Here is a 26,273-nt window from a genome sequence, read left to right as displayed (position 1 = left end):
TTCAGGGAACGGTGAGCAGGTCCTTCACCGTCGAGACGGGGTTCCACTCCGGGTCGAGGCCGGTGAGACGGTCGGCGATGCGGCGCCAGGCCGTGGGGTCGGTGCCAGGGCCGGTGCGGACGAGTTCCGCGAGGGCGGTGCGGGCCTCGGCGGTCTGGGGCGGGGCGTCGGTGCGGCGGGCCGCGGCGCCGAGGTAGGCGAGCAGCCGGGCGGCCGGGGCCGCGAGGTGGAGGAGGTCGTGGGCGGCGAGGAGGCCGGCCGTGAGCAGGCCGTCCAGCTGGGTGGTGGGGGCGCAGGGGAAGTGGTCGCCGAGGCCGTGCCGTGCCCGCTCGCGGGTGACCCGTACGCCGCCGGGCAGGCCGTCGGGGCCGGGCTCGGGCAGCAGGGCCGCGTGGCGCAGGCGTACGTCGTCGGGGGCGCCGTCCAGGCGGACGATGTCCTGCCAGTGCGGGAGCGGTTCCTCGGCGTGGGCGGCTTCGAGGGCGGTCCAGTCGACGGGCTCGCCGGGCGGGAGCGACGTGAGGAGGTCGCGGGTGTGGGCGGCGGTGCGGGCGCGCCGCAGCTTCCGGACCAGTTTCCCGGGCGCCAGTTCGCGGTCGAGGCGGGCGCGCAGGACGGCGGCGGGATCGGCGGAGGCCAGGGCCTTGGCGCAGACGGTCGTGGCGGTGCGGCCGAGCGCGTCCCGGGCCACGAGCCGCGCCAGGCGGTCCGGTCCGCCGTGCTCGTACAGGCTGAGGCAGCCGCGGAGTTGGTGCCCGAGGACGAGCTTCGCGCCCTCCCGTGCGAGCAGTTCCTCGACGAGGTCGGGTTCGGCCGAGCACAGCCACATGAGGCCGCCGGGCGGGCGCGCGGAACCGTCGGCGCGCCACGCGGCGAGCACGCGGGCGCCCAGGGACGGAGCACCCTCGGCGGGCCGCGAACGGGTCACGATGCGGTGGGTGACGGGGCGGCGGGTTCCCTGCCGCAGGAGGGTGAGGTCGACCTCGGGATCGTCCAGGTCGACCAGGCGCTCGACCCCGCCGCTCCGCCTCATCCACCGGGACTGGGCGGCGAGGACGCGCAGCGCGTCGGGGTCGCGGTCCGCGAGCAGCCGGTCGAGGGCGGTACGCGGGGTGTCGTCGTAACGGAGGAGGTACGCGGCGAGCAGCCAGGGGCCGTCCGGGCCGAGGCGCGGCAGGACGGCGGCGACGACGTCCGGGTCGGCGAGGCACAGCAGGGTGCCCTCCGGCCAGGCCCACAGGTGGTCGCCGCGCTCCAGCAGTCGGAGGGCCTCGTCGGGGGTGGACGGCCGGGGCCTGCCGGTGGCCGCGTCGACGGGTGGTGGCGGGGCCGTGTCGGAGCCGGTGCACCGCTCCAGCAGCTGCGCCCAGGTCAGTCCTTCCGAGGCGGCTTCGGAGGCGGTCACGGTCGCGGCGAGGCTGAGCCAGGCATCGGGATCGGTGCCGAGCGTGGCGTGGAGGGTGCGGGCGAGCGCGTTCCGCCACGCGGTGGCGAACGCGAGCCGGCGCCAGTCGTGCGGCAGCAGGAGCAGACGGCGGGCCGGGAGCAGGGCGAGCAGTTCCTCTGCGGGCAACACGCCCTCGACGTAGGCGCGTTCAGTGTGGCCGGCGCCGGATCCGTGGGTTTCGGGTGGCCGGGTGCGCAGCTCGGCGAGGGTGGGGGCGGGCGCGGGCGCGTAGGCGCGGAGGGTACGCAGCAGGCCGGGGTCGTCCGGGCGGGGCGCGTCCGGCGGCGCGAGGGAGTACAGGAGGTCGAGCGCGGCGACGGCGTCGGCCTGGTCGCGGCGGTGGAGGGGGCGGCGGGGCGCGGGAACGGGTGGAGGCGGTGTGACGGGCAGCGCGGGCGAGGGCTGCTCGGTCGGTCGTGTCGGCGGGGTGGGACGCTCAGTGGGCGGCGGCGCCTCGCCTGCGGTTGCCCGCGTGCCCGCCTCAGCGATCAACTCGGCCAGGGTGCCGGAGTGTTCGGGAAGCAGGGTGTCGAGGACCGCCCAGGCGGCGGCCTGGTCCCTCAGGTGTGTCGTGGTGCGGGCGGTCAGGTCGGTGATCGTCTCGGGGGTGAGCAGGTCGCGGTCGGCGAGGCGGGCGAGTGCGGCCAGGGCGTGGGCGGCGGGGCGGGCGGTGGTGATCAGGTCGACGGGGTCGAGGAGCCCGGCCGACGCCATGCCCTCCGCCCAGTCGGCGGCGCTCCCGTCGAGTTCCTCCTCCGCGAGGCGGCGCGCGGGCGGGGTGGTGTTGCCGGCGCGGCGGCCTCCGGCGCGCCACGGCTCGTTGAGCACGCTGAGCCGGAACGCGTGGCGCTGCGCGTCCGTCGCGGCTTCGTGGCGGGCCAGTTCCTCGCACGCCCGGGGCATGAAGGGGGTCTCGGCGTGAGCGGCGGCGAGGGCGTCGAGGTCGTGGACGTACGGCTCGGACAGCAGGTCGCGCAGGGTGCTGGTGCCGCGGGCGGTGGCGAGGAGCGCGGGCAGCCGGGCCGGGTCCTCGTACGGCTCGCCCCGCTCGCGCAGGAGGCGGGGGCCCTCGCCGTCCGGAGCCGCGAGGGCTTCGGTGACGGTGTCGACGGTGGCCTGGCTCAGCCCGGTGGTAGCGGCGGGGGTGGCGAGCAGGGCGCGTACGGCCTCCGGGCCGTTCCGCTCCCAGACCTTCAGCAGGGCGTACTCCTGGGCGACCCGGCGGACGACGCCTCCGCGCAGGGCCGTCGCGACGAGCTGCGGGTCGCCCGAGCCGAGCAGGGGGGTGAGCCAGGTGCGGGGGATGTCGCCGCGCGGCGCCGTCAGCTCGGCGCGGAGGGCCGCGTCGAGCGGTGCGGTGTCGATCCGGTGCGCGATGGCGCGGCGCAGCGACGGGGTGGTGCGCGGGTTGCGGTAGACGGCGGCGGTGACCTCGGGGTCGCCGGCCTCGGCCAGCCGGGCGAGGACGCGGGCGTCGAGGCGGGGGTGGCGGGCGAGGGCGGCCCGGGTGCGGGTGTCGCCGTGGTCGAGCACGGCGGTGACGAGGGCGGGTGCCGGGAGGGCCCCGCCGGCCAGGAGTTCCGTCGTGACCCGCTCGGGCAGTGCCGCGAGCGCGGCGGCGGCGTGCTGCGGTGCGGTGTGGGCCAGGAGGAGGCCGAGGGTGAGGTGGACGCTGCGGGGCGCGGGGGGACGTGGCGTGCGGGAGGTGACGGGGGGTGCGGGCGGGTGCGCCGGGCGATGGGCCGACGGGGACTGCGACTGTCTCTGCAGCTGCGGCTGTGGCAGTGGCGGCAGGTGGGTGGCCAGCAGGTCGGGGAGGGTGCCCCGGTGTCCCGTCAGCGCGTCGTGCAGGGTGCTCCAGCGGGTGGGGGCGCCGGCGAGGTGACGCTCTGTCAATTCCCGTAGAACCGCTGACGCCTTCTCGTCCGCTCCTCCCGCCTCCGTGACCTTGGCGGCCACCGAGCGGGCGGGGCGCACCTGTTCCACGGCTCGCAGGGCGGCGTCGGTGCCGCTCGGGGTGCCGGCGTCCCGCGCGGGCCGGCCTGGCGCGGTCCACGCCCGCAGCAGTCGTTCCGCCTCTCCCACCTGCGCCGTCGTCATGGCCGTCATGCTAGTGGGGCGGATCAGGAGGGCATGAGACGGCGGCGGGTCGGAAACGGTCTGGGGTGTGCGGTGTCACCCCGCGTCGACGAGCGACCGCCGCATGCGGGCGAGGGCGCGCAGGATCTCGTCGCGGTTCTTCGCGTGTTTGATCCAGGCGGGGAGGCGCGCGATCAATGTCATCTTCTGGCCCGTGTCGTACCAGGGCGCCCGCTCGCGCAACGATGCCCGGACGAACCGGTGGAGCAGGTCGAGGTGTGCGAGGTCGTACGCCCACAGGCGGCCGTGCCGCGTCTCCGTCTGGAGCCACAGGGCCGCACCGACGTACGGGTCGGTCATCGGCGCGTCCGTGCGGCCGTACCGCCTGACGACCTGCCCGCTCCCCTCGCGCGACAGTCCGCAGCCCCGGCACACATGGCGGCGCGGCAGGAACGGCGTCCTGCCGCCGCCGGGGCCGGCGTCCGCGACGGGCGCCGGGACGACGCGGGCGCAGCGCGCGCAGGCCGGGCAGCGGACCATGATCGAGCGGAGGAAGTCGATGTCCCTGCTGCGCGGATCGCGGAAGCGGACCGGGGGTGTGGAGGCCATGCGGGGAGTGTGCGGCCTCCTCGTGTCTCGGTGCACGCCGTTTTGACGCGGGTTCGCGTGCGTCGGCGCGGAACGGTTCCCTCATCAGTGCCCTCGGCCGCCTCGTACATGCGTGATTCCGCGCCGTTGTTGCTCGCGAATGCTTCGAACGGCAGGGTTCTGAGCATCTATTGACATGCCTGCGACCGCCCCGTCAGAGTCGTTGCCGCACCCGCCGCCCGTACGGACCGAGGAGCGATGACGAACATGTCCGATTTCCGCGCCGTCTCACGCCGCCTGCTCCTGGGGGGTGCTCTGGCGACCACCGGGGCGCTCGCCACCGGGGCCGGGGCCTCTTCCGCCGCCGCAGCAGCGGCGACCGCCGCGCCCGCGGCGGCTCCCGTGCCGCCGCGGCGGCCGGGACAGAAGTCCATGATCGACGTGCCGTATCCCGTGCACCGGACGGTCCGGGTCGGGGTGATCGGACTCGGCAACCGCGGCTCGGGGATGACCACGGGCTGGTCCGTCGTCCCCGGCTGCGTCGTCACCGCCGTCTGCGACGTCCGGGCCGACCGGGCCACGCGGACCGCCGACCGGCTCGCCGCCGCCGGCAAGCCCCGCCCGGCCGAGTACGGCGGCTCCGCCGACGCCTACGCGCGGATGCTGGAACGCGACGACATCGACCTCGTCTACATCGCGACCCCCTGGGAGTTCCACTACGAGCAGGGCAAGGCCGCGCTGCTCGCCGGCAAGCACGTGATCGTCGAACTGCCCATCGCCACCGAGCTGGACGAGCTGTGGGACCTCGTCGACACCTCCGAGCGCACCCGCCGGCACCTCATGCTCTCGGAGAACTGCAGCTACGGCCGGAACGAGCTCGCCATGCTGAAGATGGCGCACGAAGGCCTGTTCGGCGACCTCACCAACGGGCACGGCGGCTACCTGCACGACCTGCGCGCACTGCTGTTCTCCGACACGTACTACACCGACGCGTGGCGCCGCCTGTGGCACACCCGCAGCACCGCGTCCTTCTACGCCATGCACGGCCTGGCGCCGATCGCGGCGGCCATGGACATCAACCGCGGCGACCGGATGACCACGCTGACCGCCACCGCGACGGAACCGAGAGGCCTGGCCGACTACCGGGCGCGGTTCGTCCCCGCGAACCACCCGTCGTGGCGGGAGACGTACGTCAACGGCGACCTGGTCACCTGTCTGATCGAGACGGCGAAGGGCCGGATCATCCGCGCCGAGCACGACGTGAGCTCGCCGCGCCCGTACAGCCGGATCAACAGCCTCGCCGGCACGCGCGGGATCTTCGAGGACTACGCGGGCGTGGTGTCGGCCGGCGGCGGACGGATCTACGTGGAGCCCGACCACAGCGGGCACGCGTGGCGCGACTTCGGCTCGTACCGCAAGGAGTTCGACCACTGGCTGTGGAAGAAGATCGGTGACGACGCCGCCAACAACGGCGGCCACGGCGGCATGGACTACGTGCTGCAGTGGCGGACCGTGCAGCTCATGCGGGCCGGTCTGGTGCCCGACATCGACGTGTACGACTCCGCCGCCTGGTGCGCCCCCGTCCCCCTGAGTGTCATGTCCCTGGCGGCGAAGGGACGTCCGGTGGAGATCCCCGACTTCACGCGCGGCGCCTGGGTCAACCTCCGTACGGGCCTCGACTCGCGCGTCACCGAGATGCCCCCCGTCGCCTGACGCGGCCTCCTCCCCTCCCCCGAAGGAGCAGCACGTGAGACCAGCAGGACTGTCCGGATCGCTGAGAACGCTCGGGGCGCTGGCCGTGGCGGGTGCCCTCGCTTTCGCCCCGGCCTCGCCGGCCACCGCCACCACCCCGGTCACCACCCCTGTCGCCACCAGCGTGGCCGCCTCGGCTCCGTCCCCGAGCCGGCCCGTCACCGCCGGGACCGAGGTGGCCATCTCCCCCGTCGACCTGAACGGGCCGGCCATCTCGACGGTGAAGGTGACCGTCACGAACGCCGGGCCGGAGCGGATGCGCGGGCTGAAGGTGACCTTCGGCGGGCCCGTCGGCTGGGCGGTGCAGCCGTCGGCTGTCGAGGTGGACGGGGCGCTCGCCCCCGGTGCCTCCGCCGTGGCCTCGTTCCGGATCCAGGTGCCGGAGCCGCGCGCCGGGTTCACCGTGCGCACGTTCACCGCGACGGCCACGTACCGGGGCGGCGACGGCGCCGGGTCCGCCACCGCGACGCGCACCCAGCGCAGCGGTACTCCCCTGCCGAACCTGGCCGCCGCCTACAACAACGTGGGCGTGACCGACGAGAGCGACACCCGGCCGGGCGACTACGACGGCGAGGGCAACAGCTTCTCCGCGCAGAAGCTCGCCGACGCCGGCCTGCGCCCCGGGGAGCCCGTCACGGCCCTCGGCGCCACGCTCCGCTGGCCGGACGTCCCGAGCGGCACCAGGAACAACGTCTCCGCCGCGGGCCAGGCCGTCGCGCTGTCCGGTAAGGGCAGCCGGCTGGTCCTGCTCGGCTCGGGCGTCACGAGCGGGGCGTCCGGCACGGTGACCGTGTACTACGCGGACGGGACGAGCGGGACCGGCGTGATCGGGTTCCCGAACTGGTCCTTCGACCCCGCGAACGCCCACGGCGCGACCCTCGTCGCGTCGAGCGACGGCCGCAACCGGCCGAGCGGGTACGGCAACGCGGGGATCGCGTACCGCGTCTTCGCCCACTCGGTGCCGCTCGACCCCGCGAAGCAGGTGGAGTTCGTGGTGCTGCCGGCCAACGGGAACGTCCACGTCTTCGACATGGCGATCGCCCCCTGACCCTGAGGCCGTCAGACCTTCAGGACCTTGATGCCGGCGTCCTCCAGGCGGGCGACCGCGTCCGCCGGGGCGTCGGCGTCGGTGACGACGACGTCCACGGCGTCGAGTCCGCAGATGCGGGCGAAGGCCCGCCGGCCCAGCTTCGACGAGTCCGCGGCCACGACGACCCGCTGGGCGCGCTCCGCGAACAGCCTGCTGATGCTCGCCTCGTCCTCCTGGCGTGTCATCAGGCCGAGCCGCGGGTCGAGGGCGTCGACGCCCAGGACGGCGACGTCGAGGACGACCTCGTTGAGCACTCCGGCGGTCAGCGGGCCGACCAGTTCGTACGTCTGGGGGCGGGCCACGCCGCCGGTGACGACGAGCTTCACCTGGGGACGCACGGCGAGTTCGCCGGCGATGTTGAGGGCGTTGGTCACGACGGTGAAGACGGGGGCCGTGACGTCCGCCGCGTCCGGCGTCTCGTGCCGGCCTCCGCCGGCCCGCAGGGCGAGCGCGCGGGCCACCTCGGTCGTGGTGGTCCCGCCGTTGAGGCCCACGACCTCGCCCTCGCCGACGAGTTCGACGGCCGCGGCGGCGATCCGCTGCTTCTCGGAGGCGTGGCGGGACGACTTGTAGCGCAGGGGCAGCTCGTACGAGACGCCGTGCGCGACGGCGCCGCCGCGGGTCCGGACCAGCATCCGCTGCTCCGCGAGCTCGTCGAGGTCGCGCCGGATCGTCGCGGCCGAGACGTCCAGCGCCGCGGCGGTCTCCTCGACCTCCAGCCTGCCCGCGGCCGCGAGCAGTTCGAGGAGCGTGTTCCACCTCTCCCGCTTGGACATGCCCCGGAACTCCTTCGCCCTCCGACCCGCACCGTGTCGGCCCACCCTACTCCCGGCCCGGGCCCGTGATCGTAAGGTCGTCCCATGACCGACACGCAGCCGAACGCCGCCACCGACGGCGTCCACGCGATCACGCCCACCACCCACGTCCGGGTCGCCCGCCCTTCGCGGGACCTCGCCGCCGCCGAGCGCTTCTACGTCGGCGGGCTGGGGCTGGCGTTGCTCTGGCGGTCCACCGCGAGCGAGCCGGGCAAGCACGACCTGCTCATGGTCGGCCCGGAGGGCGGCGGCTGGCACTTCGAGCTCACCCGCGACCCGGCGGATCCCCTGGACCCGGCGCCCACGGTCGAGGACCTGTTCGTCGTCTACCTGGGCGAGCCGCCGGACGAGGCCCTGGTCGAGCGGCTGGTGGCCGCCGGCGGCACCCGGGTCGTGTCGCGGAACCCGTACTGGGACGAGTACGGCGTGACCGTCGAGGACCCGGACGGCTACCGCCTGGTCCTCTGCTCCCGCACCTGGGGGCGGTAGACGGCCGGGCGGACCTCCCGGCGCGTCCGTGAGGTCCGCCCGGGCGGGGCGCCGGCGATGTCAGCGGCCGGTGTACGGCAGGAGCGCCATCTCGCGGGCGTTCTTGATGGCGGTGGCGAGGGCGCGCTGCTGCTGGGCGGTCACGCGGGTGACGCGGCGGCTGCGGATCTTGCCGCGGTCGGAGATGAACTTCCGCAGCAGGTCGGTGTCCTTGTAGTCGATGTACGTGATCCCGGCGGCGTCGAGGGGGTTCGGGCGGCTCTTGACGGGCTTGCGGGGGTCCTGGCGTCGGGCCATGGGGGCGTCTCTCCTTGGGGAGGTCGGGGGTCGTACAGGGGGGTGGGTCAGGCCGCGTCGAGGAGGGTGTCGAAGGCGGCGGGGAGGTTCTTCCACGCCTCGCGGCCCGAGGCGTACTCGGCGTCCGTGAGGAGGCAGGAGTCCAGCAGGCGTTCCAGGCCGTCGCGGTCGAGGCCGGGTGACGTGAAGACGAGGTGCTGGCAGCAGTCGCCGTGCTCGGGGTGCCAGTCCAGGGCCGCCGCCGCCCGCCGTACGGGCGGGACCAGTTCCCAGGCGGCGTCGGGCAGGGACGCCAGCCAGGGGCCGGCGTTCTCGACGCTGAGCGCGCCGCCGGCCGCGTCCCAGGCGAGCAGGGTGTCGGGGCGGTCGGCGAGCCAGAACCGGCCGCGGCTCCGGGCGGCGGCGCAGCACAGGTCCTCCAGCGCCTGGTAGAGGCGCTCGGGGTGGAAGGGGCGCCTGCGGTGCCAGACGAGGGTGGCGACCCCGGCCTCGTCGGCCTCCTGGGGCAGGAGGGCGCAGGCGGGGTGCTGGGCGGCGGCGGCCGCTTCCACGTCGAAGCCGGCGAGGGCGATCCGGGCGAGTTCGGGCGAGGCCGCCGGTACGCGGAGGGCCGTGGGGTGCAGCTGGGCGAGGAGGGCGTGGTCCTCGTCGTCGGCGGCGTCGTTGTCGATGACGGCGAGGACGGGGGCGTACTCCAGCTGCCGGGCCCAGGTGTCGCCGACGGTCCGCTGGTCGGTGGCCGCCGCGGCGAGGCCGGCTTCGGCGAGGTCGTCGCCGTTGGCGAGGCAGGGCAGGACGAGCGCGGGGTCGACGGCGGTGATGACGTTGGTCAGGGCGAGCCGGTCGCCGGCGTGTCCGGCGATGACCTCGGCCATGGCCTTCGGCTCGACGGAGTCCCAGAGTTCGACGACGGCGAGGCGGGTGAGGCCGCCGTCGGCGAGCCGCAGGAGTTCGGGGACGAGGTCCTCGCGGAGGGCGCAGCAGGCGCAGTCGTTGACGAGAGGGGTGTCTCCGCGGGAGACGGTGCCGTCGGCGTCGCGGACGGTGCGGGCGACGCTGCCGTCGGGCGCCGCCGCCAGGTCGTGGTGGAGCGCCACGCTGCCGGGGACGGCCCGCAGGAGCCGGTCGACGACCTCGGTCCGCGCGTCGGCGTGCAGGCCGGCGACGATCACGACCGGGAGCTGGGGGGCGTACGGGTGTCCCATCAGCGGGCTCCGTAGCGGCGCTGGAACTTCTCGACGCGGCCGGCGGTGTCGAGCACCCGGGCCGTGCCCGTGTAGAAGGGGTGGCTCGCGGAGGAGATCTCCACGTCGACGACGGGGTAGGTGTTGCCGTCCTCCCATTCGATGGTCTTGTCGCTGGTCATGGTGGAGCGGGTGAGGAACGCGGTGCCGGAGGCGGAGTCGCGGAAGACGACGGGCTCGTAGGCGGGGTGGATTCCGGGCTTCATGGCAGGGCCTTTCGGGGGCGGGTCGGGTGAAGGGGGTGTGGGGTCAGCGCTCTTCGCGGAAGTCCACGTGGCGCCGGGCGACGGGGTCGTACTTGCGGAGCACCATCCGGTCGGGGTCGTTGCGGCGGTTCTTGCGCGTCACGTAGGTGAAGCCGGTGCCGGCGGTGGAGCGGAGCTTGATGACGGGGCGGATCTCGTTGCGTGCCATGGCCGCTAGTATATGACAATGATTTCCATTTCCAGCACCACTGGACTGTGAGAAGGGACGCCCCACCCATGTCCGCACACTGCCAACTGACCGGCGCCAAGCCGGGATTCGGCAACACCATCTCCCACTCGCACCGGCGCACCTCGCGCCGCTTCGACCCCAACATCCAGCGCAAGCGCTACTGGCTGCCCAGCGAGGGGCGCCACGTGCGCCTGACGCTGAGCGCCCGGGCGATCAAGACGGTGGACGCGATCGGCATCGAGGCCGCCGTGGCCCGGATCCGCGCGCGGGGAGGGAAGGTCTGATGGCGAAGAAGAGCAAGATCGCGCGGAACGAGCGCCGCAAGCGGGTCGTCGAGCGGTACGCCGCGCGGCGGGCGGAGCTGAAGGAGATCATCCGCCGCCCGTCCACCCCGCCGGCCGACCGCGAGGCCGCCCTGGCGGAGCTGCGCCGGCAGCCGCGCGACGCCAGCGCCACCCGCGTACGCAACCGCGACAGCGTCGACGGCCGACCGCGCGGCTACCTGCGGCAGTTCGGGCTCTCGCGGGTCCGCACGCGGGAGCAGGCGCATGCCGGGTTCCTGCCGGGGGTGACCAAGTCCTCCTGGTGACGGATGGCTGAACGGATGGACGAGCCGCGTGCGCATGCCGTGCGCCGCGGCCCGTCCGCCGGCCTTGCCGCCTGCGCTTTGTTAATGACATTCGTTTTCATGTAGGGTCGCCTGGTCGATCCCCGGACAGAGAAGAGCCCCACCATGGCCGTCCCCAAGCGGAAGATGTCCCGCAGCAACACCCGTCACCGCCGCGCCCAGTGGAAGGCGAGCACGCCGCAGCTGGTCGCGGTCACCGTCGACGGGGTCGTCCACCAGGTGCCGCAGCGGCTGGTGAAGGCGTACGAGCGCGGTCTGGTCCGCCCGTAGGGTCACAGGCGGACCCGCCCTCGCCACCCCTTCCCCCTCCCCCTCCCCCCTCCGCCTTCTCCCTCTCCCCCTCTTTCGCCTCGCCCCATGAACTCCGGGCCGGACGGTGGTCGCAGCCACGGCACCGTCCGGCCCGGCCCGTATGTCCGGGCGGGCGGTTGCGTTGCCGCTCAGGCCGCGTCGTCGCCGTAGCCGCCGGGTGCCTCCTCCAGGAGCGCGCAGACGAAGCGCTCCTCGGCGGCGCGCAGGCGGCGGAGCAGCGCGGGGTCGAGCGGGACCTGGCTGGTGACGGAGACCGTCACGGTGCGCCGGCCGTCCGGGGTGGCGGCGGCGAACTGGGTGTAGCCGGGGGTGTTCCCGGTGTGGCCGAGGACGGTGCCGCAGCGGGTGGCGTAGCGGAAGAGGCCCAGGCCCGCCGCGTTCACGCCCGGGCCGGCCGGCTGGGAGTCGCCGGGGACGAAGCGGGTCTGCGCGTGCCGGGTCACCGGGGACAGCAGGGCGGGCCCCGCGTAGCCGCCGAAGAAGGTGCCCAGGTCGGCGGGGGTGGAGACGATCCCCCCGGAGGCCCAGGCGCCGGAGGCGCTGACCGCCTCGCTGACGTCCTCGGGTGCCTCGCCGGGAGCGGTGTCGTAGCCGTGGAGGTACGGCCGGGGCATCCGGAAGCCGGACGGGAGGCTGGTGTCGCGCAGGCCGAGCGGGCGGTACACGAGCTCCTTCAGAAGGTCCTCGTACCGCTGCCCGGTGGCCTCTTCGGCCATGAGGGCGACGGCGATGTTGTCGGAGTTCGAGTAGGCGTACCGGCTGCCGGGCGGGAACGCGAGTCCCTGGTCGGCGACGAACTCCAGCAGGCGCCGGGAGTCGAAGCGGTGGCGGGGGTCGGCGCGGACGATCGCCTGGAAGCGCTCGCTCTTGCTGAAGTCGGGGAGGCCGCTGGTGTGCTGGAGCAGCTGACGAAGTGTCACGGAATGCCAGCTGGAAGGAAGATGCGGCAGCCGCTGTCCGAGTGTGGTGTCCAGGCGGAGCGCTCCGCGGTCCACGAGACCGAGGGCGACAGCCCCGCTGAACGCCTTGGCGGCGCTCGCGATCCGCATGTGGTCGTGCGGGCGGGGCGGCCTCGCCGTGCCGACCTCGGCGGTGCCGGCCCGGTAGACCTCCCGGACGCCGTCCCGGGTGAGCACGGCGATCGCGCCGGGCGGTCCGCCGGGGGCGGCGACGAGGTCCGCGAGGGCGCGCCGCAGCTCCTCGTCCTGACCGCCGCCGGCCGCGCCGGCGCGCGGGGCGGGCCGTTCGCCCGCGGTGGCGTACGGGAGGGCGGGGGCGGTCAGGACGGCGGCGACGAGCAGCGCGGTGACGGCGGCGCGGCGCGGGCGGCGGTACGGGCGCGGGGCCGGGGCGGATCGGGGCATGCGGGGACCTCCTGGACGGACCGGCGACCGAACGCGCCGACCCGTCCAGCTTCGGCGTACCGCCCGCCCACCGCCGGTCCGGGCGAGCCGCCCTGCGCCACCCGGCGGTGTCGAACCCCCCGGCAGAAGGCACCGCCCGTCGGCGCTGTGCGGCTGATCGGGTGACCACGCGGGGGCTGTCCGGTCACGTGGCCGGCCCTGCCCTGCCGCTCACGGGGCGTCCGTGGTGCCGACGAGACCCGATTCGTAGGCGTGAATGACCAGTTGGGCGCGGTCGCGTGCGCCAAGTTTGCTGAGCAGGCGGCCGATGTGGGTCTTGACGGTGCCGTTGCTGAGGTGCGGTGGACGCCTGGGGCTGGGTGGGAGGGGCGGTTGTGGTCGTCGTCGGGGTCATGCGGCCACGATGGTTCCGGCGGGCGGGCGGTGTCGTCGGAGCTGGGGCCACCTCTGCGGGTCGACCCCTGGTCGTACGGCCGGGCCTCGCGTGCGACTCCCGTCGGATCCGGAGCGGGGCGCATTGCGCGCGCCCGTCCGGATCCGGGGCCGGGTCGTATACCGCGCGTCATCCGGTCCGGAGCCGTCGCATTACTCGCGTCCGGATCCGGACGCGGTCGTGCGCCGCCCGTTCGGCCGCCGGAGCGGGGCGCCGTGCGTCAGGCGAGTCGGGGCGGGACCCAGGTGTGGTGGCGGAGGATCATGCGGGTCGCGGTGCGGGACGGTGTGAGCCGCATCGCCGTGTTGCGGAGGGCGACGGCCACGGGGTGGGCGAGTTGCTGGCCCATCCGGCCGGCCTGCCGGGCGGCGCGCGCGACCGCCTGGCTGCGCGGGCGGCGTTCGGCGTCGTAGCGGGCCAGCGCCGACTCGACGGTGGGCGCGGCGGCGAGGGCGGCGGCCAGGGCGACCGCGTCCTCCAGCGCCTGGCAGGCGCCCTGCCCGAGGTGCGGGGTCATCGCGTGAGCGGCGTCGCCGAGCAGGGCGACGCGGCCGACGGCGTACGACGGGAGGGGGGTGCGGAGTTCGTTGACGTCGTGGTGGAGGACGGCTTCGGGACGGGTCGCGTCGAGCAGCGCGGGGATCGGGTCGTGCCAGCCGTGGAAGCGCCGGCGCAGTTCGGCCAGCGGGTCGGGGAACCGTACGCCGGCGGGGAGGTTCAGGACGGCGTGCCACTCGGCCCGTCCGTCGGTGAACGCGATGTGCCCGAACTCGGCACCGCGGCCCCAGGTCAGCTCGAAGTCGGTGCGCGGGTCGACCGGCTTCTCGGTGAGGGCGCGGAGCACGGTCGAGCCGCTGTAGACCGGGCCGGGGTGGGCGGGGAAGAGGAGGCGGCGGAGTGCGCTGCCGATGCCGTCGGCGGCGACGACGAGGTCGGCGTCAAGGACCCGGCCGCCGGCGCACCGGACGCGCAGGGGTCCGGGTGCGGTGGTGGGGTTACGCGTGTCGGGGCCGGGTTCCTCCCAGCCCGTGACCGACTCCACCTCCGCGCCGATCAGGAGCGCGTCGGCGGGCAGGGCGTCGCGCAGCAGCCGGTGCAGGGTGGAGCGGGGGATGCCCATGATCGGGGTGCCGACCGCCCGCTCCAGCGCCGCGCCGTCCATGTGGGTCAGCCACCGGCCGCTCGGGGTGCGGGTGCCGCCGCTGTACTGGCCCCGCGACGCCTCGCGTATCGCCGTGCCGACGCCCAGGGCGTCCAGGGCGCGCAGACCGTTGGCGGCCAGCGAGATGCCCGCGCCGGCGTCGTCGAGCACGGGTGCGCGCTCGACGACGGTCACCTCCCAGCCGACGCGGCGCAGTCCGATGGCCGCGGCCAGTCCGCCGATGCCGCCGCCGACGACCACTGCTGTGTTGCCCATGCCGAACCCTCGCCTTTCTACATCTGTAGAAGAACGAGGCTAACCGAACCTCTACAGGTGTAGAAAGAGGGGTATGGCTTCCGACCGACGCACTCTCCTCGCGGACGCGGCTCTCGACGTCCTCGCCGACGAAGGCATCCGCGGCCTGACCCACCGGGCCGTCGACCGGCGCGCCGCGCTGCCGGCCGGCACCACGTCGGCGTACTACCGCACCCGGGCCGCGCTGCTCACCGGCCTCGTCACCCGGCTCGTCGAGCGCGACCAGGCGGAACTCGGCGCCGTGGCGGGGGAATTGCCGGTGCTCCGTACCGTCGGGGAGGTGGTGGACGGTCTGGCGCTGCTCGCGCGCCGCCGCCTCACCGGGGAGGGGCGCCGCCGCTCGCTGGCGCGATACGCCTGCGCCGTCGAGAGCGTGCGCGACCCGGAGCTGCGCGAGCTGCTGGTCCCGCGCGAGAACGCGGGCCGCGAGGCCGTCCGCCTGTTCCTCGCCGGCCGGGGCGTCCCGGATCTGGACAACCGTACGCACACGCTGCTGACCTGCGTCGACGGCCTGGTGTTCGACCGGCTCGTGAGCGGCGGCGACGTACCGCGCGAGGCGCTGGAGGGGCTGGTCGCCGCGGCCCTACGCCCGTGATCGGGTGCGGGGGCTCGCGGGCGGGTGCGGGGCGCGGTGGCGCGCGGGTGGATGGGGGTGCGCGGGCGGATGGGGTGCGCGGGCGGGATGCCGGTCCGGTCAGCCGAGGCCGCGGTGGGCGGCCCAGAGGGTGCCGGCGCGGCCCGCCGCCTCGGAGACGAGGGTCGCCAGCTCGGGCTTGTCGGGGACGGGGAACGAGACGTACGCGCCCCGGCCTCCGGCCACGGGCCGGCCGTACGCCTTCACGGCGAGGTGTCCGTCCGGCAGCAGCCGGACGTTGAGGGTGGTGAGGGTGAACGCCTCACCTCGCCGGGTGTCCGTCCAGCGCAGTTCCTCGGGGATCGTGACGTTGATCGCCAGGGCACTCACTTCCAGGTCGCCACTCATGCGGGGATCTTCTCACGCGCGCCCGACCGGCGGAACGGCCGACGGGACGGCGGCCCCCACCACCGCAGCCATAGCGGCATTGCGGTGATGTTTCGTTCATCCACCCGAATAGTCAGCGGATGTCCTAGAAGGTGATCGTTTCTGCATGATGCCCTCACCTCCGTGAACACACGTACCAGACTCGCTCTCGCGAGTGCCGCCCTGTCCGCGCTGGCCCTCTCCGCTCCGAGCGCGACGGCGTACGGCTCCGCCGCGGCCGTCCCGGAGCCCGGTCTCGCGCCGCTCGTCACCGCCGCCAACGCGGTGCCCGGCAAGTACATCGTGACGCTGGACCGGACCGTCGACGCCGCCAAGGCGGCCGAGCGCCTGAAGCTGAAGCCGACGTTCGTCTACGAGAAGGCCCTCAACGGGTTCGCCGTACCCCTCACGACCGCGCAGCTGGACATCGTCCGCAAGACGCCCGGCGTGACCTCCGTCGAGCAGGACGCGGTGACGCTCGCGCCGCCGCAGCCCGCCGTCCCGGCCGACGACCGCAGCCCGGCCAACTCCTGGGGCCTGGACCGCATCGACCAGTGGAGCCTGCCGCTCGACAACGACTTCACCACCGAGGGCAGCGGCGCCGGCGTCACCGCGTACATCCTCGACACCGGCATCGACTACGCCCACGACGAGTTCGGCGGCCGGGCCACGTTCGGCTTCGACGCCATGGGCGACGGGCGTGCCGGGCAGGACTGCAACGGGCACGGCACGCACGTGGCCGGCACCGTCGGAGGCAGCACGTACGGCGTCGCCCGGAAGGCCAACCTGGTGAGCGTCCGTGTGCTCGGCTGCGACGGGCGCGGTTCGTACTCGGGGATGATCGCCGGGTTCGACTGGGTCGCGCGGAACGCCAAGCAGCCCGCCGTCCTGAACGGCTCCCTGGGCGGCGACCGGTCCACGGCCCTGAACAACGCGGCGACGGCGCTCCGCGCGGTGGGCGTGCTGCCCGTCATCGCGGCCGGCAACAGCGCGAAGGACGCCTGCACGGTCTCGCCCGCCTCGGCGGAGGGCACCGTGACGGTCGCCGCGTCGAACGCGTGGGACGAGGAGACGTCCTTCTCCAACTACGGCCACTGCGTGGAGATCTACGCGCCCGGCCAGGACATCGTGTCGGCGCGGATGGGCGGCGGTTCGGTCGCGCTGAACGGTACGTCGATGGCGGCGCCGCACGTCGCCGGTGTCGCCGCGCTGTACAAGGCCGCGCACCCGACGGCGACGCCGGCCGAGGTCGCCGCGTGGCTCGACGAGCAGTCGTCGAAGGACCTGCTGACGAACGTCAGCCCCGGCTCCCCCAACAAGCTGCTCTACACCGGCGGCCTGTAGCCAGCTGCCGCACACCACCCACGTGGGCCCGGGGCACCACCGCCCCGGGCCCTCGCGCCTTCCCGTCACAACCTGTCCAACCGGACGCCCTGCCCTCAGGTCGCCGCGTGTGACTGTGCGGCGCCTCGGCCGCGTGTCCGGTCCATCTCGCGCCATTCCGGGCGCAGTCCGGCCAGGTTCGTGGTGAGGAAGTACGCGGCTCCGCAGGCCAGCAGGACCGGGAGGAGTCCGGCGGAGGCGACCGCCGCGCCGGCGAGGAGACCTCCGAGCGGGATGCCCGCCCAGGACAGCGCGTCGCCGAGTGCGTTGACCCGGCCGAGCATCCTGCGCGGCACGCGCTCGACGAGGACGGCTCCGAGGACGGGGTTGACGAAGCCGGCGCCGAATCCGCCGACCGCGAAGACGGCCAGGACGGCGCCCAGCGGGGCGTCGGCGGCGAGGATCAGGAAGCGGGGCGCCCCCACGAGCAGGAATCCGCCGAGCACGACCATCCGCCGCCGCAGCCGGTGCGCGACCAGCGCGGCGATGAGGCTCCCGCCCACCGCCGTGGCCCCCATGACGCTGCCCGCCAGACCGATCGCGGCGGGCCCGTGACCGGACTCCTTGGCCCAGACGGGAACGAGGACCGAAGCCAGCGCGGCGTCCAGCAGATTGGTGAGGCCGCACATGACGACGACCGTGAGCAGCAGCCGGTCGCCGCGCAGGAAGGCCAGGCCCTCGCCGAACCGTTGCCAGTAGCCTTCCGGCTCGACGGTGGGGGAGCCTGCTCCGTCCGCCGCACGCCCGGCGTCACGCGGCAGCGCGTACGCGATGAGCACCGACCCGGCGGCGAAGCAGGCCGCGTTGACGGCGAGACCGGTCACGGGCCCGAGCAGCGTGACCAGGAGCCCGCCGGCCGCCAGGCCGCCAGTCGAAGCAAGGCGCTCGACCACTCCGGAGAGCCCGGTGGCCCGCTCCAGCGGAACCCTGCCGCGCTCGGCCGCCTCCGGGACCATGACCTCCTTGGCCAGGTCCCCCGGCCCGCGCGCCGCGCCGATGAGCGCGACCAGGACCAGAAGAAGGGGAAAGGTCAGCAGGTCCAGAGCATGGAGCAGAGGTACCGCCGCGGCGGCGGTCGCGCTGGCGAGATCCGTGGTCCAGGAGACGGCCCGTGGACCGACGCGGTCGACCAGCGGCCCGGTGAACGCCTTCACGATCACGTACGGGGCCATCTCGCAGAAGGCGACCAGGCCGGTGCGGGTGGCGCTGCCGGTCGTGACAAGGACGAACCACGGCAGGGCGACGACGGATATCCGGGTGCCGGTCAGCGAGACCGCCATGGCGGCGAGCACTCCGGCCAGCGGGCGTAAGGAGCGCGGGCCCGACGTGTCACCCTCGGAGCTTCCCTCCCTCTCCGGCGTGTCGTCGGTCATGGCGTCGGGCCTCCTCGCGGCTCCTGCGGGGCGGGAACGTCCAGTTCGGGCAGGAACTGAGTGATCACGGCGACTCGTTCGGCGCCTTCGGGGGCGTCGGCCGCCGACTCCGGTACGTCTCGCCGGTAGCGTCCGATGACCTCCGCCACCTCCCGGTACAGCCGGACGGTTTCCTCGGGCGTGAGCCGCAGGGCCCAGTCGCTGAGGTCGAGGGTGCAACGCCACGCGCGCGGCATGGTCTGGAGGCTGTTCAGGGCCTGCTGGGTGCGCAGGGCATAGATCGCGGCGACGGACTGCTGGTACGCCAGCGCGGCCTCGGGCTCGCGGTCCGCGAGTTCCGGGTCGTCGAACCACGTCGTCCGGTGCACCGAACGCCACCAGCGCTCCCGCGCGTTGCCGCGCTCGGCGTCCTCCTCGACGAACCCGGCCGCGCCGAGCTGCCGCAGATGGTAACTGGCCGTACCGGAGTTCACCCCCAGCCGCTCCGCCAGGCGCGTCGCCGTCGAGGGCCCGTACTTGCGCAGCTCACCGACCAACTGCACGCGTACGGGGTGAGCCAGGGCGCGCAGCCCCTTCGCGTCCAGGACGACAGCGTCTGGGGCGGCGGGCACGCTCCGGACGAGGGCGGTCGGCGCGTCGCCGTGGGGTGCTTCTGCTTCATCTGCCATACGAGACACGGTAGTTCGCGGAGACTTCTTCGCAAAGAGTTCTTCGCGAAGAAGTCTTTGCGAAGAACTCTCCGCGAAGGACTTCGCTGCGGGGGGATCTCCATGTGAAGCGGCTTACGACCGACTTCCGCGACGTCGTCCAGGACGTCGGCATGGTGCTCGACCCCCTGTCCGGCGACACCCGGCTCCTTTCCTCGACGTCCTGCGGCCGGGCGGCGTGCTCGTGTCGCTCCTGCCGGGGACGGATCCGGACGAGGCCGCGAAGGCCGCCGCGCGGGGGGCGCGTCGAGACCCTGCTCGTGGCAGCGGACCACTCCGGCATGAACGCCGTCGCCGAGCCGGTCGCCTCGGGCGCCCTCCGCGCCCACGTCGACGCCGTCTTCCCGCTCGCGGAGGCGACGACGGCACACTCCCGTAGGCTGGCGGGATGTTCGATCGTCTGGAGATCAGTGTGTTGCCGCCGGGGCCGCGGTTCTCCGCCCAGGTGCGGTTCTGGGTCAACGGAGAGGACGTGGTCGAGGAGGCGGTCGGTCACGGTGGCCGCGGGCCGTACGCGGCGGAGGCGCTGCCGGCCGGTCGGCCCAGCCCTCTCCGGGCGACCGGCGAGGCGCGCCGCCTGGAGCTGGGAGAACCGGACTGCACGGGTGGCTGCTGCGGCTTCCTGACGGTGGTGGTGCAGAGGTTCGGGGAGATCGTGCAGTGGTCGGACTGGGAGGTTCCGTGGCCTGCGCACACCGCGGTGCCGCACCCTCCGCCGGAGCTCCACTTCGATGCGGGTCAGTACGACGCCGAGGTGGCGCGCGCTGAGGGCGACCGGTGGTGGCGGGTGTACTTGTAGCTCGGGTGACGGCTCCCCCGGCTCGGGGAAACTCGGTGGTGGCTGTCCGGGCCGTACGAGATGCTGCCGGAGTGATCGAACGGGATGCCGCGGTTCACCTCGTCGAAGAAGAGCTGGAACGCGTCTACCAGCGGGAGCTGTCCCTGGGGATGGTCCCGATCCGCATGGCGGTGTCGCATGTGAAGCGGCATGAACTGGTGTGGATCGTTTCCTGGACGTCCGAGGAGTACCTGCGCACCCGGAACCCGAGCGCCGCGCTGGCCGGGAACGGGCCGTACCTGGTCGACCGCGTCGACGGAAGCCTGCACCGGATCGGTGTCGTCGACGCGATGTCGGGCGCGTGGGAGGCGGACTATCGAGGCCGTATTCGGGGGCAGGTCGCGCGGACCGCGGTGGACGATCTGCACGACGAGGTCCGGGCGGCGGCAGACGCTCGTGGGCGGATCTTCGCCATGCACACCCTGCGCCGGCAAGTGCCGGGGCTCTCCCCTGCTCAGGTCATCGAGTACGTATCCGCCTTGCAGGGTGGCGATGCTCCCGCGCACCTTGTCGAGGTCTCCTCCAGGGAGCTGGTGCCGCCTGCCGGGCCGTCCGTGGTGACCATCCGCGGAGCCGCGCCTGGGGCACGGCCACCAGAAGCCGCCGCGCGGGGCGATGTCAGACCCCCCTGTCAGTCTGGGGAGATGACCGCGAACGACGCCCCGCCTTCCGCCCGCCCCCGCACCCGCACCCGCACCGACCGGGCACGTGCGCGGTTGTTGCAGGTGGTGGGGGCCATCGAGCCTTGGGATGAGCTGGAGCGGGACCATCTGGCCGCCGCCACCGAGTGGATCGCGGGCGGGGCGCCGCTCTACCGGGTGCGGGCGCCTGATGTGCCGGCGATGCATCTGGTGTGCTACTTCGTCGTCCGCGACGAGGCGCGGGGGCGGCTGCTGTTGTCCGCGCACCGGAAGGCGGGGCTGTGGCTGCCGGCGGGTGGGCACGTGGAGCCGGACGAGGATCCGTGGGACGCGGTGGTGCGGGAGTGCCGGGAGGAGCTGGCCATCGAGGCGACCGCGGCGTCGGTCACGGGCGAGCGGCCGTTCTTCCTCACCGTCACCCGCACCCGGGGCGCGGACCCGCACACCGACGTGTCGCTGTGGTACGTGCTCGCCGCGGACGCGGGCTCCGTCACGTCCTTCGACCGGGGCGAGTTCGCCGCGATCAGGTGGCTGACGGAGGAGCAGGTGCTCCAGGAATCCCTCGACCAGCTCGATCCGCACATGCACCGCTTCACCCGCAAGCTCCAGGACGCCGGACGGAGGTGCCAGGCGTGACGTCGTCCCTCTCGCCCGAGCCGGTACGGGCCGCGCTGACGGTCTCGGGGCGCCGTCTGTCCTATCTGGACTTCGGGGGTCCGGGCCGTCCTCTGCTGGCCCTGCACGGGCACTTCGGTGAAGGGCGGACGTTCACGCGGCTGGCCCGGGAGCTCGGCGCCGGCTGGCGCGTCGTCGCGCCCGACCAGCGCGGACACGGACGCTCCGACCGTCCCCCGGAGTTCTCCCGTACGGGGTACGTCGAGGACGCCGCCGCGCTGCTGGACCATCTGGGCATCGCCGGCGCGGTCGTCCTCGGTCACTCCCTGGGCGGCGTCAACGCCTACCAGCTGGCCGCCCGGTATCCCGGTCTCGTGGCGGCGCTGGTCGTCGAGGACATCGGCGCCGTCGTCGACGACGACCTGTCCTTCGGCCTGTCGTGGCCGCGCCGGGCCGCCACCCGCGCCGAGCTGCTGGAAGGGCTCGGCGCGTCGGCTGTCTACCTCGGGGACGCCGTCCGCGAGCACGCCGACGGCTGGGGTCTCGCCTTCGCACCCGAGGACATGGTGACCTCGCAGCGGCTCCTCAACGGCGACCACTGGAGCGACTGGCTCGCCGGCGACTGCCCCGCCCTCCTCGTCCGGGGCAGCCGCAGCCAGGTGCTCAGCGCGCGGCACGCGCGGGAGATGGTGGCCCGGCGGCCCCGCAGCCGGCTCGTCGAGCTGCCCGCCGGGCACACCGTCCACGAGACGGTGCCGGCGGAGTTCGCCGCCGTGGTGGGAGGGTTTCTCGGCTCACTGTGAGGGGGCGGGAGGGCGGTGCCGCGGTCAGCAGCGGACGTCCGCCGGCGGTCGTGCGCCCGTCAGCAGGAAGCGGGTGACGGTCCGGTCGCCGCAGGCGTTCCCCGTTCCGCCCGCGCTCACCAGGTAGGAGCCGTGGCCGCCCCGGTCGACCGACACCATCCGGGCGCGGTCGCCGAGCGCCTCGCGCAACCTGAGGCCGGAGGAGTGCGGGGTCGCCGGGTCCCGCAGGTTCTGGATCATGAGGATGTTCGACGGGCCGTCGTCGGTGATCCGGACCGGCTTCTCGACCGCGCCACCCTTCCAGAACGCACACGGCGTGACGTTGACGGGCATGCCGCCGGTGAGCGGGTGCCGGATCCGGTCCGCGGCCACCGCGCGGGCGTACGCCGGCACCGAGCGGGGCCAGTCGACGTCGTTGCAGATGACGCCCACGGTGACGGCGGCCGCCTCGTCGGGCATCGGGCCGGACAGCTCGGGCGGCAGGACGGGCACGCCCCGCGGGTCCAGGGCCTGGGCGGTGAGCCGCGCGAAACCGGGGAAGGCGGCGTCCGAGTAGAGCGCGCTCTGGAGCGCCTGCCGGAACGCCGCGCCGGTGAGCGGCGCGCCCGGGACGGCGGTGGCCCGGGGCGTCCGGTCCAGTCGCGCGGCGAGGTCGAGGACCAGCGCCCGTACGCCCTCCGGGGTGCCGGCCAGGCGCAGCCCGTCCGCCGCGCGGTCGGGGTGGGACGCCCAGGCGGCGAAGTCCGGGAAGCGGTCCTCGGCGCCCCGCGCCATGTCGGCGAGCCAGCCGTACGCGACGCGGCGCGGGTCCGGATCGGCGCTGCTGTCCAGGACCCAGCGGTCGGTGCGCCCGGGGTACTCCTGCGCGTACCGGGCGGCGGCATAGGCGCCGTACGAGGTGGCCCACGCCGACAGCTTCTCCTCGCCGAGCGCCCGCCGCAGCAGCTCCATGTCCCGCACCTGGTGGGCGGTGGTGAGGCTGCGCAGCAGGGGGCCGCCGTCGCGGGCGCAGGCGTCGGCGATCCGCCGGGCCCGCTCGACGTTGGCGCCGATCGAGCCGTCGGCGGCCGGCCAGGACCGCAGGGTCACCATCCGCCGGTCCTCCTCCGCGAGCCCGCACCGCGCCTTCGCCGAGCCGCCGACCCCGCGCGGGTCGAACGCCACGAGGTCGTACGCCCCGCCGGTCTCCTTCGCGAGCGCGGCTCCCTTCTGCGCGAGCCGCTGCACCCCGGAGCCCCCGGGCCCGCCCGGGATGACGAGCAGCGTGCCGCGCCGGGCCTCGGGGCGGGTGCTCGCCAGGCGGGAGACGGCGAGTTCGACGCGCGGTCCTCCGGGGTCGGCGTGGTCGAGCGGCACGGACAGGGTCGCGCACTGCTGCCCGTCGGCCGGCTGGACGGAGGCGGGACACGCGCCCCACCGCAGCGGGCCGCCGGGCGCGGCGGCGCCCGTCGCGTTCGCGGAACCTCCGGTGGCGACGAGGCCGGCGAGGGCCGTGGAGGCGACGGCGGCGACGGACAGGGCGGAAGCGGCAAGTGACGTACGGACACGGTGTGTTGTTGTCATGGCGCCAGCCTGCCGGGCGGCTCCGCTGCGGCCCATCCCGTCACCGGGCCTTCCGGGGGTGGGGCCAACCCCCCGGCTCGTGCGGGGTGGTTGCCGCGCGGGCCGCCGGGGGCTCCGCCGGTGCTCGCCCCTCCCTGGACCGCGCGAGGGCGTCGCTCAGCGGCTCCTTCGGCCTCATCGGGCCGCGAGCCTCGCGTCGATCAGGGCCTTGAACTGCTCGTACGAGCCCGGGGTCTGGATCTTGATTCCGTCGAGGAAGAAGGTCGGGGTGCCCTGGACGCCGAGGCCGAGGCCGTCGCGCTGGTCCGCCTCCACCCGGCGGCGGGTCTCCGGCGCCTTCACGGCGGCGTCGTACCGGGCCAGGTCCAGGCCGAGGGCGGCGGCGTACGTGCGGAAGAGGTCCGCCTTGGACTCCTTCGCCTCGCCCCACTGCTTCTGGGTGGCGAACATCTTCGCGTACATCGCCTCGAACTCGCCCTGCTGGGCCGCCGCTTCGACGGCCAACGCGGCGGTCGTGCTGTTGCGGTGGCCGGGCATCGGGAAGTAGCGGGCGACGAACGTGACGCGGTCGCCGTACTCGCCGCGCAGCCGTTCCACGACGGGGTACGCGGCACCGCAGCCCTCGCATTCGAAGTCGAGGAACTCCACGACCGTCAGCTCGCTTTTCCGTGGCGAGGTGAGCCGGTGGCTGGAGTCGCGGACGGGGCGGGCGTCGACGGCGGCTTCGGTGTCGAGGGCCGTCGTGCCGTCCTGCGGCGCGAAGAAGAGGAAGGAGCCGAACGCGACGGCCAGCGCGGCGACGAGGACGGCGGCGGCGAGGAGGTTCTTCTTCAGCTTGGTCATGATGCCTCGGTGGGTGAGGAGGGAACGGAGGGAGAGGGGGCTGCCGGAGGCTCGGGGCCTGCCGGAGGTGCGGGCTGGGGCGGGCGGGGTGGGCGGTCGCGGGCTTGGAGGGCGGCGAGGTAGGCGTTGTAGGCGGCCAGCGGGTCGTTGGCGTCGCCGCGGTCGATCTGGCGGTCGACCCGTCTCGCCTCGCGGGCGTCGGAGCGGACCCACTGCACGGCCAGGATGATCGTCGTGATCAGGACGGGGATGTCGCCCGTGGCCCAGGCGATCGCGCCGCCGTTGTACTGGTCGTCGAGGAGCGACGGGCCGCAGGGGCGGGCGACGGCGGTCCACCAGTCCTCGCCGAGGACGGCGACGGAGCTCATCAGCGAGATGCTGAACCACGAGTGGAACGGCATCGTCAGGATGAGCACGAACAGGCGGCCGAGGTGCGGCGGCCGGCGCGGCCCGGGGTCGACGCCGATGACGGCCCGGAAGAACAGCAGTCCCGCCGCGAGGAAGTGGACGAGCATCAGCATGTGCCCGAGGTGGCTGCGCATCAGCGTCGCGAACAGGGACGTGTAGTAGACGGCGAAGGCGCTGCCGATGAAGAGGGCGCTCGCCGTCACCGGGCGTGAGAGGACCTTCACGTACCGGCTGTGCAGGAGCCGGAGCAGCCGTTCGCGGGGCCCGTCGGGGCCCCCCGCAGCGGCGGCGGGCAGCGCGCGCAGCGCGAGGGTGGCCGGTGCGCCCAGGACGAGGAGGATCGGGACCGTCATCGCCAGGATCATGTGCTGGCCCATGGGGACGCTCATCATGACCTTGCCGTAGACGGCCAGTCCGCTCATCGTCGCGAGCACGGTGACCGCCAGTCCGGCCGTCCACGCGACGGTTCTGCCGACCGGCCACGCGTCGCCGCGGGCGCGGAGCTTGCGCACCCCGGCGGCGTACAGCAGCCCGGCCGCGCCGGTACCGAAGGCGAACAGCGGGTCGAAGTGCCACGGGGTGAGGAGCGGTGTCCAGGGGAAGTCGCCGAGCGGCGGCGGCACCGGGAAGCCGAGCAGTTGCCCGGCCGGGGTGAGCGCGCCGCCGGACGCGGGAGGCGGGGTACGGGAGAGGCCGACGGCCAGACCCGTCGCCGCGCCCATCAGCAGCACCTCGCCGCCCACGAGCCTCAGGAACGGTCTCCTGCCGCCCGCGGCGAGCGCGGCGAGGGTGCGGCGGCGGTGCCACCGGCCGCACGCGCCCAGGACGAGCAGCGCGCCGAGCTTCACGGTGACCAGCACGCCGTACGCGGTGGTGAGGAGCGCGCTCCAGGACGGCAGGCGCACGACGGCGCCGACCGCGCCGCTCGCGGCGACGGCGAGGAAGGCGCCGCCTGCCAGGACGCTGAAGCGCCGGGCCGCGACGGCAAGGCCGTCCTCGCGGCGCAGCGCGGCCACGACGAGGAACGCGAGGCCGCCGGTCCACAGCGCCACCCCGGCGACGTGCAGGGCGAGGGCGGTGACGGCGGCGTCGTGGTTCGCCGCGCCGGCGGCGTGCCCGGTGAACGCGGGCGGCAGGACGCCGGCGACGGCGAGCACGAGGACCGCCCTCGCCCAGCGGACCGTGGTGACGCCGAGTCCCGCGGTGGCGACGAGCGCGGCCACGCCGGCGGCGGCCGAGGCGGCGTCGGCGGCCACGCGGGCGACCGGAAGCCCCCGGTCCGTGAGGGCGCCGGCGTCCGCGATCCCCGGAACCGGCGCCGTACCGCCGCCGAGCACCCCCAGGGTGCCGGCGGTGACGGCGACCGCGAGGAGCCCGGTCCCGGTGAGGACGGCCGAAGGGCGCGCGACGCGGGCCAAGTCAGCGGGCACGACGGGACCTCCGCAGCCGGACCGCCAGGACGCCGGCGGCCAGGGCGACACCCCCAGGGCGGCTACGGCGAGCGCGCCGGCGGCGCCGGGTCCGGGGCGTACGGTCAGGGTCGCCGTCCGCCCGGCGACGGCCGGGGCGCCCTGCCCGGCGGAGGTGCCGTCGGGGGCGGTGAGCGCCACCTTGGCGTACCGCTCGGTCATGGCGTCGCTGAACTCTCTGGGCGGGACCCGCCGCGGAAG

General features: G+C 74.6%; 26 protein-coding genes and 2 pseudogenes. 12 read left to right on the top strand and 16 right to left on the bottom strand.

Annotation, left to right across the window (positions count from 1 at the left end; all coding sequences use genetic code 11):
• Position 1 precedes the first annotated feature (1 nt).
• Together ACFVQZ_RS13485 and ACFVQZ_RS13480 are read right to left on the bottom strand one after the other, a co-directional pair.
• Positions 2–3,547, bottom strand: coding sequence for a hypothetical protein (locus tag ACFVQZ_RS13485; RefSeq protein WP_383621750.1), 3,546 nt, complete (start codon positions 3,545–3,547; stop codon positions 2–4).
• Between the two features lie 75 nt (positions 3,548–3,622).
• Positions 3,623–4,135, bottom strand: coding sequence for a hypothetical protein (locus ACFVQZ_RS13480; protein WP_383621747.1), 513 nt, complete (start codon positions 4,133–4,135; stop codon positions 3,623–3,625).
• Positions 4,136–4,381: 246 nt separating this feature from the next.
• Here ACFVQZ_RS13480 and ACFVQZ_RS13475 point away from each other — a divergent pair, with 246 nt between their 5' ends.
• Entirely contained in the window at positions 4,382–5,827 is a 1,446-nt protein-coding gene (locus ACFVQZ_RS13475; RefSeq protein WP_030493476.1) for a Gfo/Idh/MocA family protein, read from the top strand.
• Positions 5,828–5,861: 34 nt separating this feature from the next.
• Positions 5,862–6,914: an NEW3 domain-containing protein gene (locus ACFVQZ_RS13470; protein WP_383621744.1), complete on the top strand. Its 1,053-nt coding sequence runs from the start codon at positions 5,862–5,864 to the stop codon at positions 6,912–6,914.
• A gap of 11 nt (positions 6,915–6,925) precedes the next feature.
• Here the strand turns inward: ACFVQZ_RS13470 and ACFVQZ_RS13465 are convergent, their stop codons facing one another.
• On the bottom strand, positions 6,926–7,732 hold the full coding sequence (locus ACFVQZ_RS13465; protein WP_383621741.1) for a DeoR/GlpR family DNA-binding transcription regulator: 807 nt from the start codon (positions 7,730–7,732) through the stop codon (positions 6,926–6,928).
• 84 nt (positions 7,733–7,816) lie between these two features.
• Here ACFVQZ_RS13465 and ACFVQZ_RS13460 point away from each other — a divergent pair, with 84 nt between their 5' ends.
• Complete coding sequence (locus ACFVQZ_RS13460) at positions 7,817–8,260, top strand: VOC family protein (protein ID WP_383621738.1); 444 nt, start codon at positions 7,817–7,819, stop codon at positions 8,258–8,260.
• 60 nt (positions 8,261–8,320) lie between these two features.
• Here the strand turns inward: ACFVQZ_RS13460 and rpsR are convergent, their stop codons facing one another.
• The 4 genes from rpsR to rpmG are packed head-to-tail and all read right to left on the bottom strand — an operon-like array spanning position 8,321 to position 10,215.
• Positions 8,321–8,557 (bottom strand): 30S ribosomal protein S18, encoded by a 237-nt coding sequence (gene rpsR, locus ACFVQZ_RS13455; protein WP_383621735.1) that lies wholly within the window; start codon positions 8,555–8,557, stop codon positions 8,321–8,323.
• 47 nt (positions 8,558–8,604) lie between these two features.
• Positions 8,605–9,762 carry a GTP-binding protein gene (locus ACFVQZ_RS13450; RefSeq protein ID WP_030493471.1) on the bottom strand — a complete coding sequence of 386 codons (1,158 nt, stop codon included), beginning with the start codon at positions 9,760–9,762 and terminating at the stop codon, positions 8,605–8,607.
• The gene (locus ACFVQZ_RS13445; RefSeq protein ID WP_030493470.1) at positions 9,762–10,007 is read right to left on the bottom strand and encodes a type B 50S ribosomal protein L31; all 246 of its coding nucleotides are present in this window, start codon (positions 10,005–10,007) and stop codon (positions 9,762–9,764) included. The genes ACFVQZ_RS13450 and ACFVQZ_RS13445 overlap by 1 nt, the downstream gene beginning before the upstream one ends.
• 43 nt (positions 10,008–10,050) lie before the next feature.
• Entirely contained in the window at positions 10,051–10,215 is a 165-nt protein-coding gene (gene rpmG / locus ACFVQZ_RS13440) for a 50S ribosomal protein L33 (RefSeq protein WP_030493469.1), read from the bottom strand.
• A 68-nt stretch (positions 10,216–10,283) separates the two neighbouring features.
• On the opposite strand from rpmG, the gene rpmB reads away from it, so the two are divergent.
• The 3 genes from rpmB (at position 10,284) to rpmF (ending at position 11,134) form a co-directional block, all read left to right on the top strand.
• Positions 10,284–10,520 (top strand): 50S ribosomal protein L28, encoded by a 237-nt coding sequence (gene rpmB, locus ACFVQZ_RS13435; protein ID WP_030493468.1) that lies wholly within the window; start codon positions 10,284–10,286, stop codon positions 10,518–10,520.
• Positions 10,520–10,825, top strand: a complete 306-nt coding sequence (gene rpsN, locus ACFVQZ_RS13430; protein WP_030493467.1) for a 30S ribosomal protein S14 — start codon at positions 10,520–10,522, stop codon at positions 10,823–10,825. The genes rpmB and rpsN overlap by 1 nt, the downstream gene beginning before the upstream one ends.
• Before the next feature lie 144 nt (positions 10,826–10,969).
• The gene (rpmF, locus tag ACFVQZ_RS13425) at positions 10,970–11,134 is read left to right on the top strand and encodes a 50S ribosomal protein L32 (RefSeq protein ID WP_030493466.1); all 165 of its coding nucleotides are present in this window, start codon (positions 10,970–10,972) and stop codon (positions 11,132–11,134) included.
• Positions 11,135–11,304: 170 nt separating this feature from the next.
• Here the strand turns inward: rpmF and ACFVQZ_RS13420 are convergent, their stop codons facing one another.
• The 3 genes and pseudogenes from ACFVQZ_RS13420 to ACFVQZ_RS13410 all read right to left on the bottom strand — a co-directional run bounded on the left by ACFVQZ_RS13420 (position 11,305) and on the right by ACFVQZ_RS13410 (position 14,390).
• Positions 11,305–12,540, bottom strand: a complete 1,236-nt coding sequence (locus ACFVQZ_RS13420; RefSeq protein WP_030493465.1) for a serine hydrolase domain-containing protein — start codon at positions 12,538–12,540, stop codon at positions 11,305–11,307.
• 210 nt (positions 12,541–12,750) lie between these two features.
• A pseudogene (locus ACFVQZ_RS13415) lies at positions 12,751–12,879 on the bottom strand (response regulator transcription factor); the annotation flags it as partial.
• 314 nt (positions 12,880–13,193) lie between these two features.
• Positions 13,194–14,390, bottom strand: a complete 1,197-nt coding sequence (locus ACFVQZ_RS13410) for an FAD-dependent monooxygenase (RefSeq protein ID WP_383621728.1) — start codon at positions 14,388–14,390, stop codon at positions 13,194–13,196.
• Between the two features lie 73 nt (positions 14,391–14,463).
• Here ACFVQZ_RS13410 and ACFVQZ_RS13405 point away from each other — a divergent pair, with 73 nt between their 5' ends.
• Positions 14,464–15,024: a TetR/AcrR family transcriptional regulator gene (locus tag ACFVQZ_RS13405; RefSeq protein ID WP_383621725.1), complete on the top strand. Its 561-nt coding sequence runs from the start codon at positions 14,464–14,466 to the stop codon at positions 15,022–15,024.
• Between the two features lie 99 nt (positions 15,025–15,123).
• Here ACFVQZ_RS13405 and ACFVQZ_RS13400 read toward each other — a convergent pair whose 3' ends face one another.
• Positions 15,124–15,411 carry a hypothetical protein gene (locus ACFVQZ_RS13400; protein ID WP_030493462.1) on the bottom strand — a complete coding sequence of 96 codons (288 nt, stop codon included), beginning with the start codon at positions 15,409–15,411 and terminating at the stop codon, positions 15,124–15,126.
• Positions 15,412–15,573: 162 nt separating this feature from the next.
• Here ACFVQZ_RS13400 and ACFVQZ_RS13395 point away from each other — a divergent pair, with 162 nt between their 5' ends.
• Positions 15,574–16,773, top strand: coding sequence for a S8 family peptidase (locus ACFVQZ_RS13395; protein WP_383621721.1), 1,200 nt, complete (start codon positions 15,574–15,576; stop codon positions 16,771–16,773).
• A gap of 95 nt (positions 16,774–16,868) precedes the next feature.
• Here the strand turns inward: ACFVQZ_RS13395 and ACFVQZ_RS13390 are convergent, their stop codons facing one another.
• A complete protein-coding gene (locus ACFVQZ_RS13390; RefSeq protein WP_383621718.1) occupies positions 16,869–18,185 on the bottom strand; it encodes an MFS transporter in 1,317 nt (438 codons plus the stop codon).
• Entirely contained in the window at positions 18,182–18,853 is a 672-nt protein-coding gene (locus tag ACFVQZ_RS13385) for an ArsR/SmtB family transcription factor (RefSeq protein ID WP_383621715.1), read from the bottom strand. Before ACFVQZ_RS13385 ends, ACFVQZ_RS13390 begins: the two co-directional genes overlap by 4 nt.
• A gap of 104 nt (positions 18,854–18,957) precedes the next feature.
• Between ACFVQZ_RS13385 and ACFVQZ_RS13380 the strand changes: the two are divergent.
• The 4 genes and pseudogenes from ACFVQZ_RS13380 to ACFVQZ_RS13365 form a co-directional block, all read left to right on the top strand.
• Positions 18,958–19,257: pseudogene (locus ACFVQZ_RS13380) on the top strand (zinc-binding dehydrogenase); the annotation flags it as partial.
• A 23-nt stretch (positions 19,258–19,280) separates the two neighbouring features.
• Complete coding sequence (locus tag ACFVQZ_RS13375) at positions 19,281–19,691, top strand: hypothetical protein (RefSeq protein ID WP_030493458.1); 411 nt, start codon at positions 19,281–19,283, stop codon at positions 19,689–19,691.
• A 38-nt stretch (positions 19,692–19,729) separates the two neighbouring features.
• A complete protein-coding gene (locus tag ACFVQZ_RS13370) occupies positions 19,730–21,007 on the top strand; it encodes an NUDIX domain-containing protein (RefSeq protein ID WP_383621712.1) in 1,278 nt (425 codons plus the stop codon).
• Entirely contained in the window at positions 21,004–21,789 is a 786-nt protein-coding gene (locus ACFVQZ_RS13365) for an alpha/beta fold hydrolase (RefSeq protein ID WP_030493457.1), read from the top strand. Before ACFVQZ_RS13370 ends, ACFVQZ_RS13365 begins: the two co-directional genes overlap by 4 nt.
• Before the next feature lie 24 nt (positions 21,790–21,813).
• Here the strand turns inward: ACFVQZ_RS13365 and ACFVQZ_RS13360 are convergent, their stop codons facing one another.
• From ACFVQZ_RS13360 to ACFVQZ_RS13350, 3 genes are all read right to left on the bottom strand, one after another.
• Positions 21,814–23,352 (bottom strand): alpha/beta hydrolase, encoded by a 1,539-nt coding sequence (locus tag ACFVQZ_RS13360; RefSeq protein ID WP_383621708.1) that lies wholly within the window; start codon positions 23,350–23,352, stop codon positions 21,814–21,816.
• Between the two features lie 174 nt (positions 23,353–23,526).
• Positions 23,527–24,195 (bottom strand): DsbA family protein, encoded by a 669-nt coding sequence (locus ACFVQZ_RS13355; protein WP_383621705.1) that lies wholly within the window; start codon positions 24,193–24,195, stop codon positions 23,527–23,529.
• Positions 24,192–26,234: a cytochrome c oxidase assembly protein gene (locus ACFVQZ_RS13350; RefSeq protein ID WP_383621702.1), complete on the bottom strand. Its 2,043-nt coding sequence runs from the start codon at positions 26,232–26,234 to the stop codon at positions 24,192–24,194. The genes ACFVQZ_RS13355 and ACFVQZ_RS13350 overlap by 4 nt, the downstream gene beginning before the upstream one ends.
• Positions 26,235–26,273 lie beyond the last annotated feature (39 nt).

Origin of the sequence: Streptomyces sp. NPDC057854, from assembly GCF_042797055.1 — a bacterium.
In the GTDB taxonomy this organism is placed as follows: Bacteria; Actinomycetota; Actinomycetes; order Streptomycetales; family Streptomycetaceae; genus Streptomyces.
Note: the sequence above shows the minus strand (reverse complement) of the source record. Positions and strands in the feature narration are given on the sequence as shown.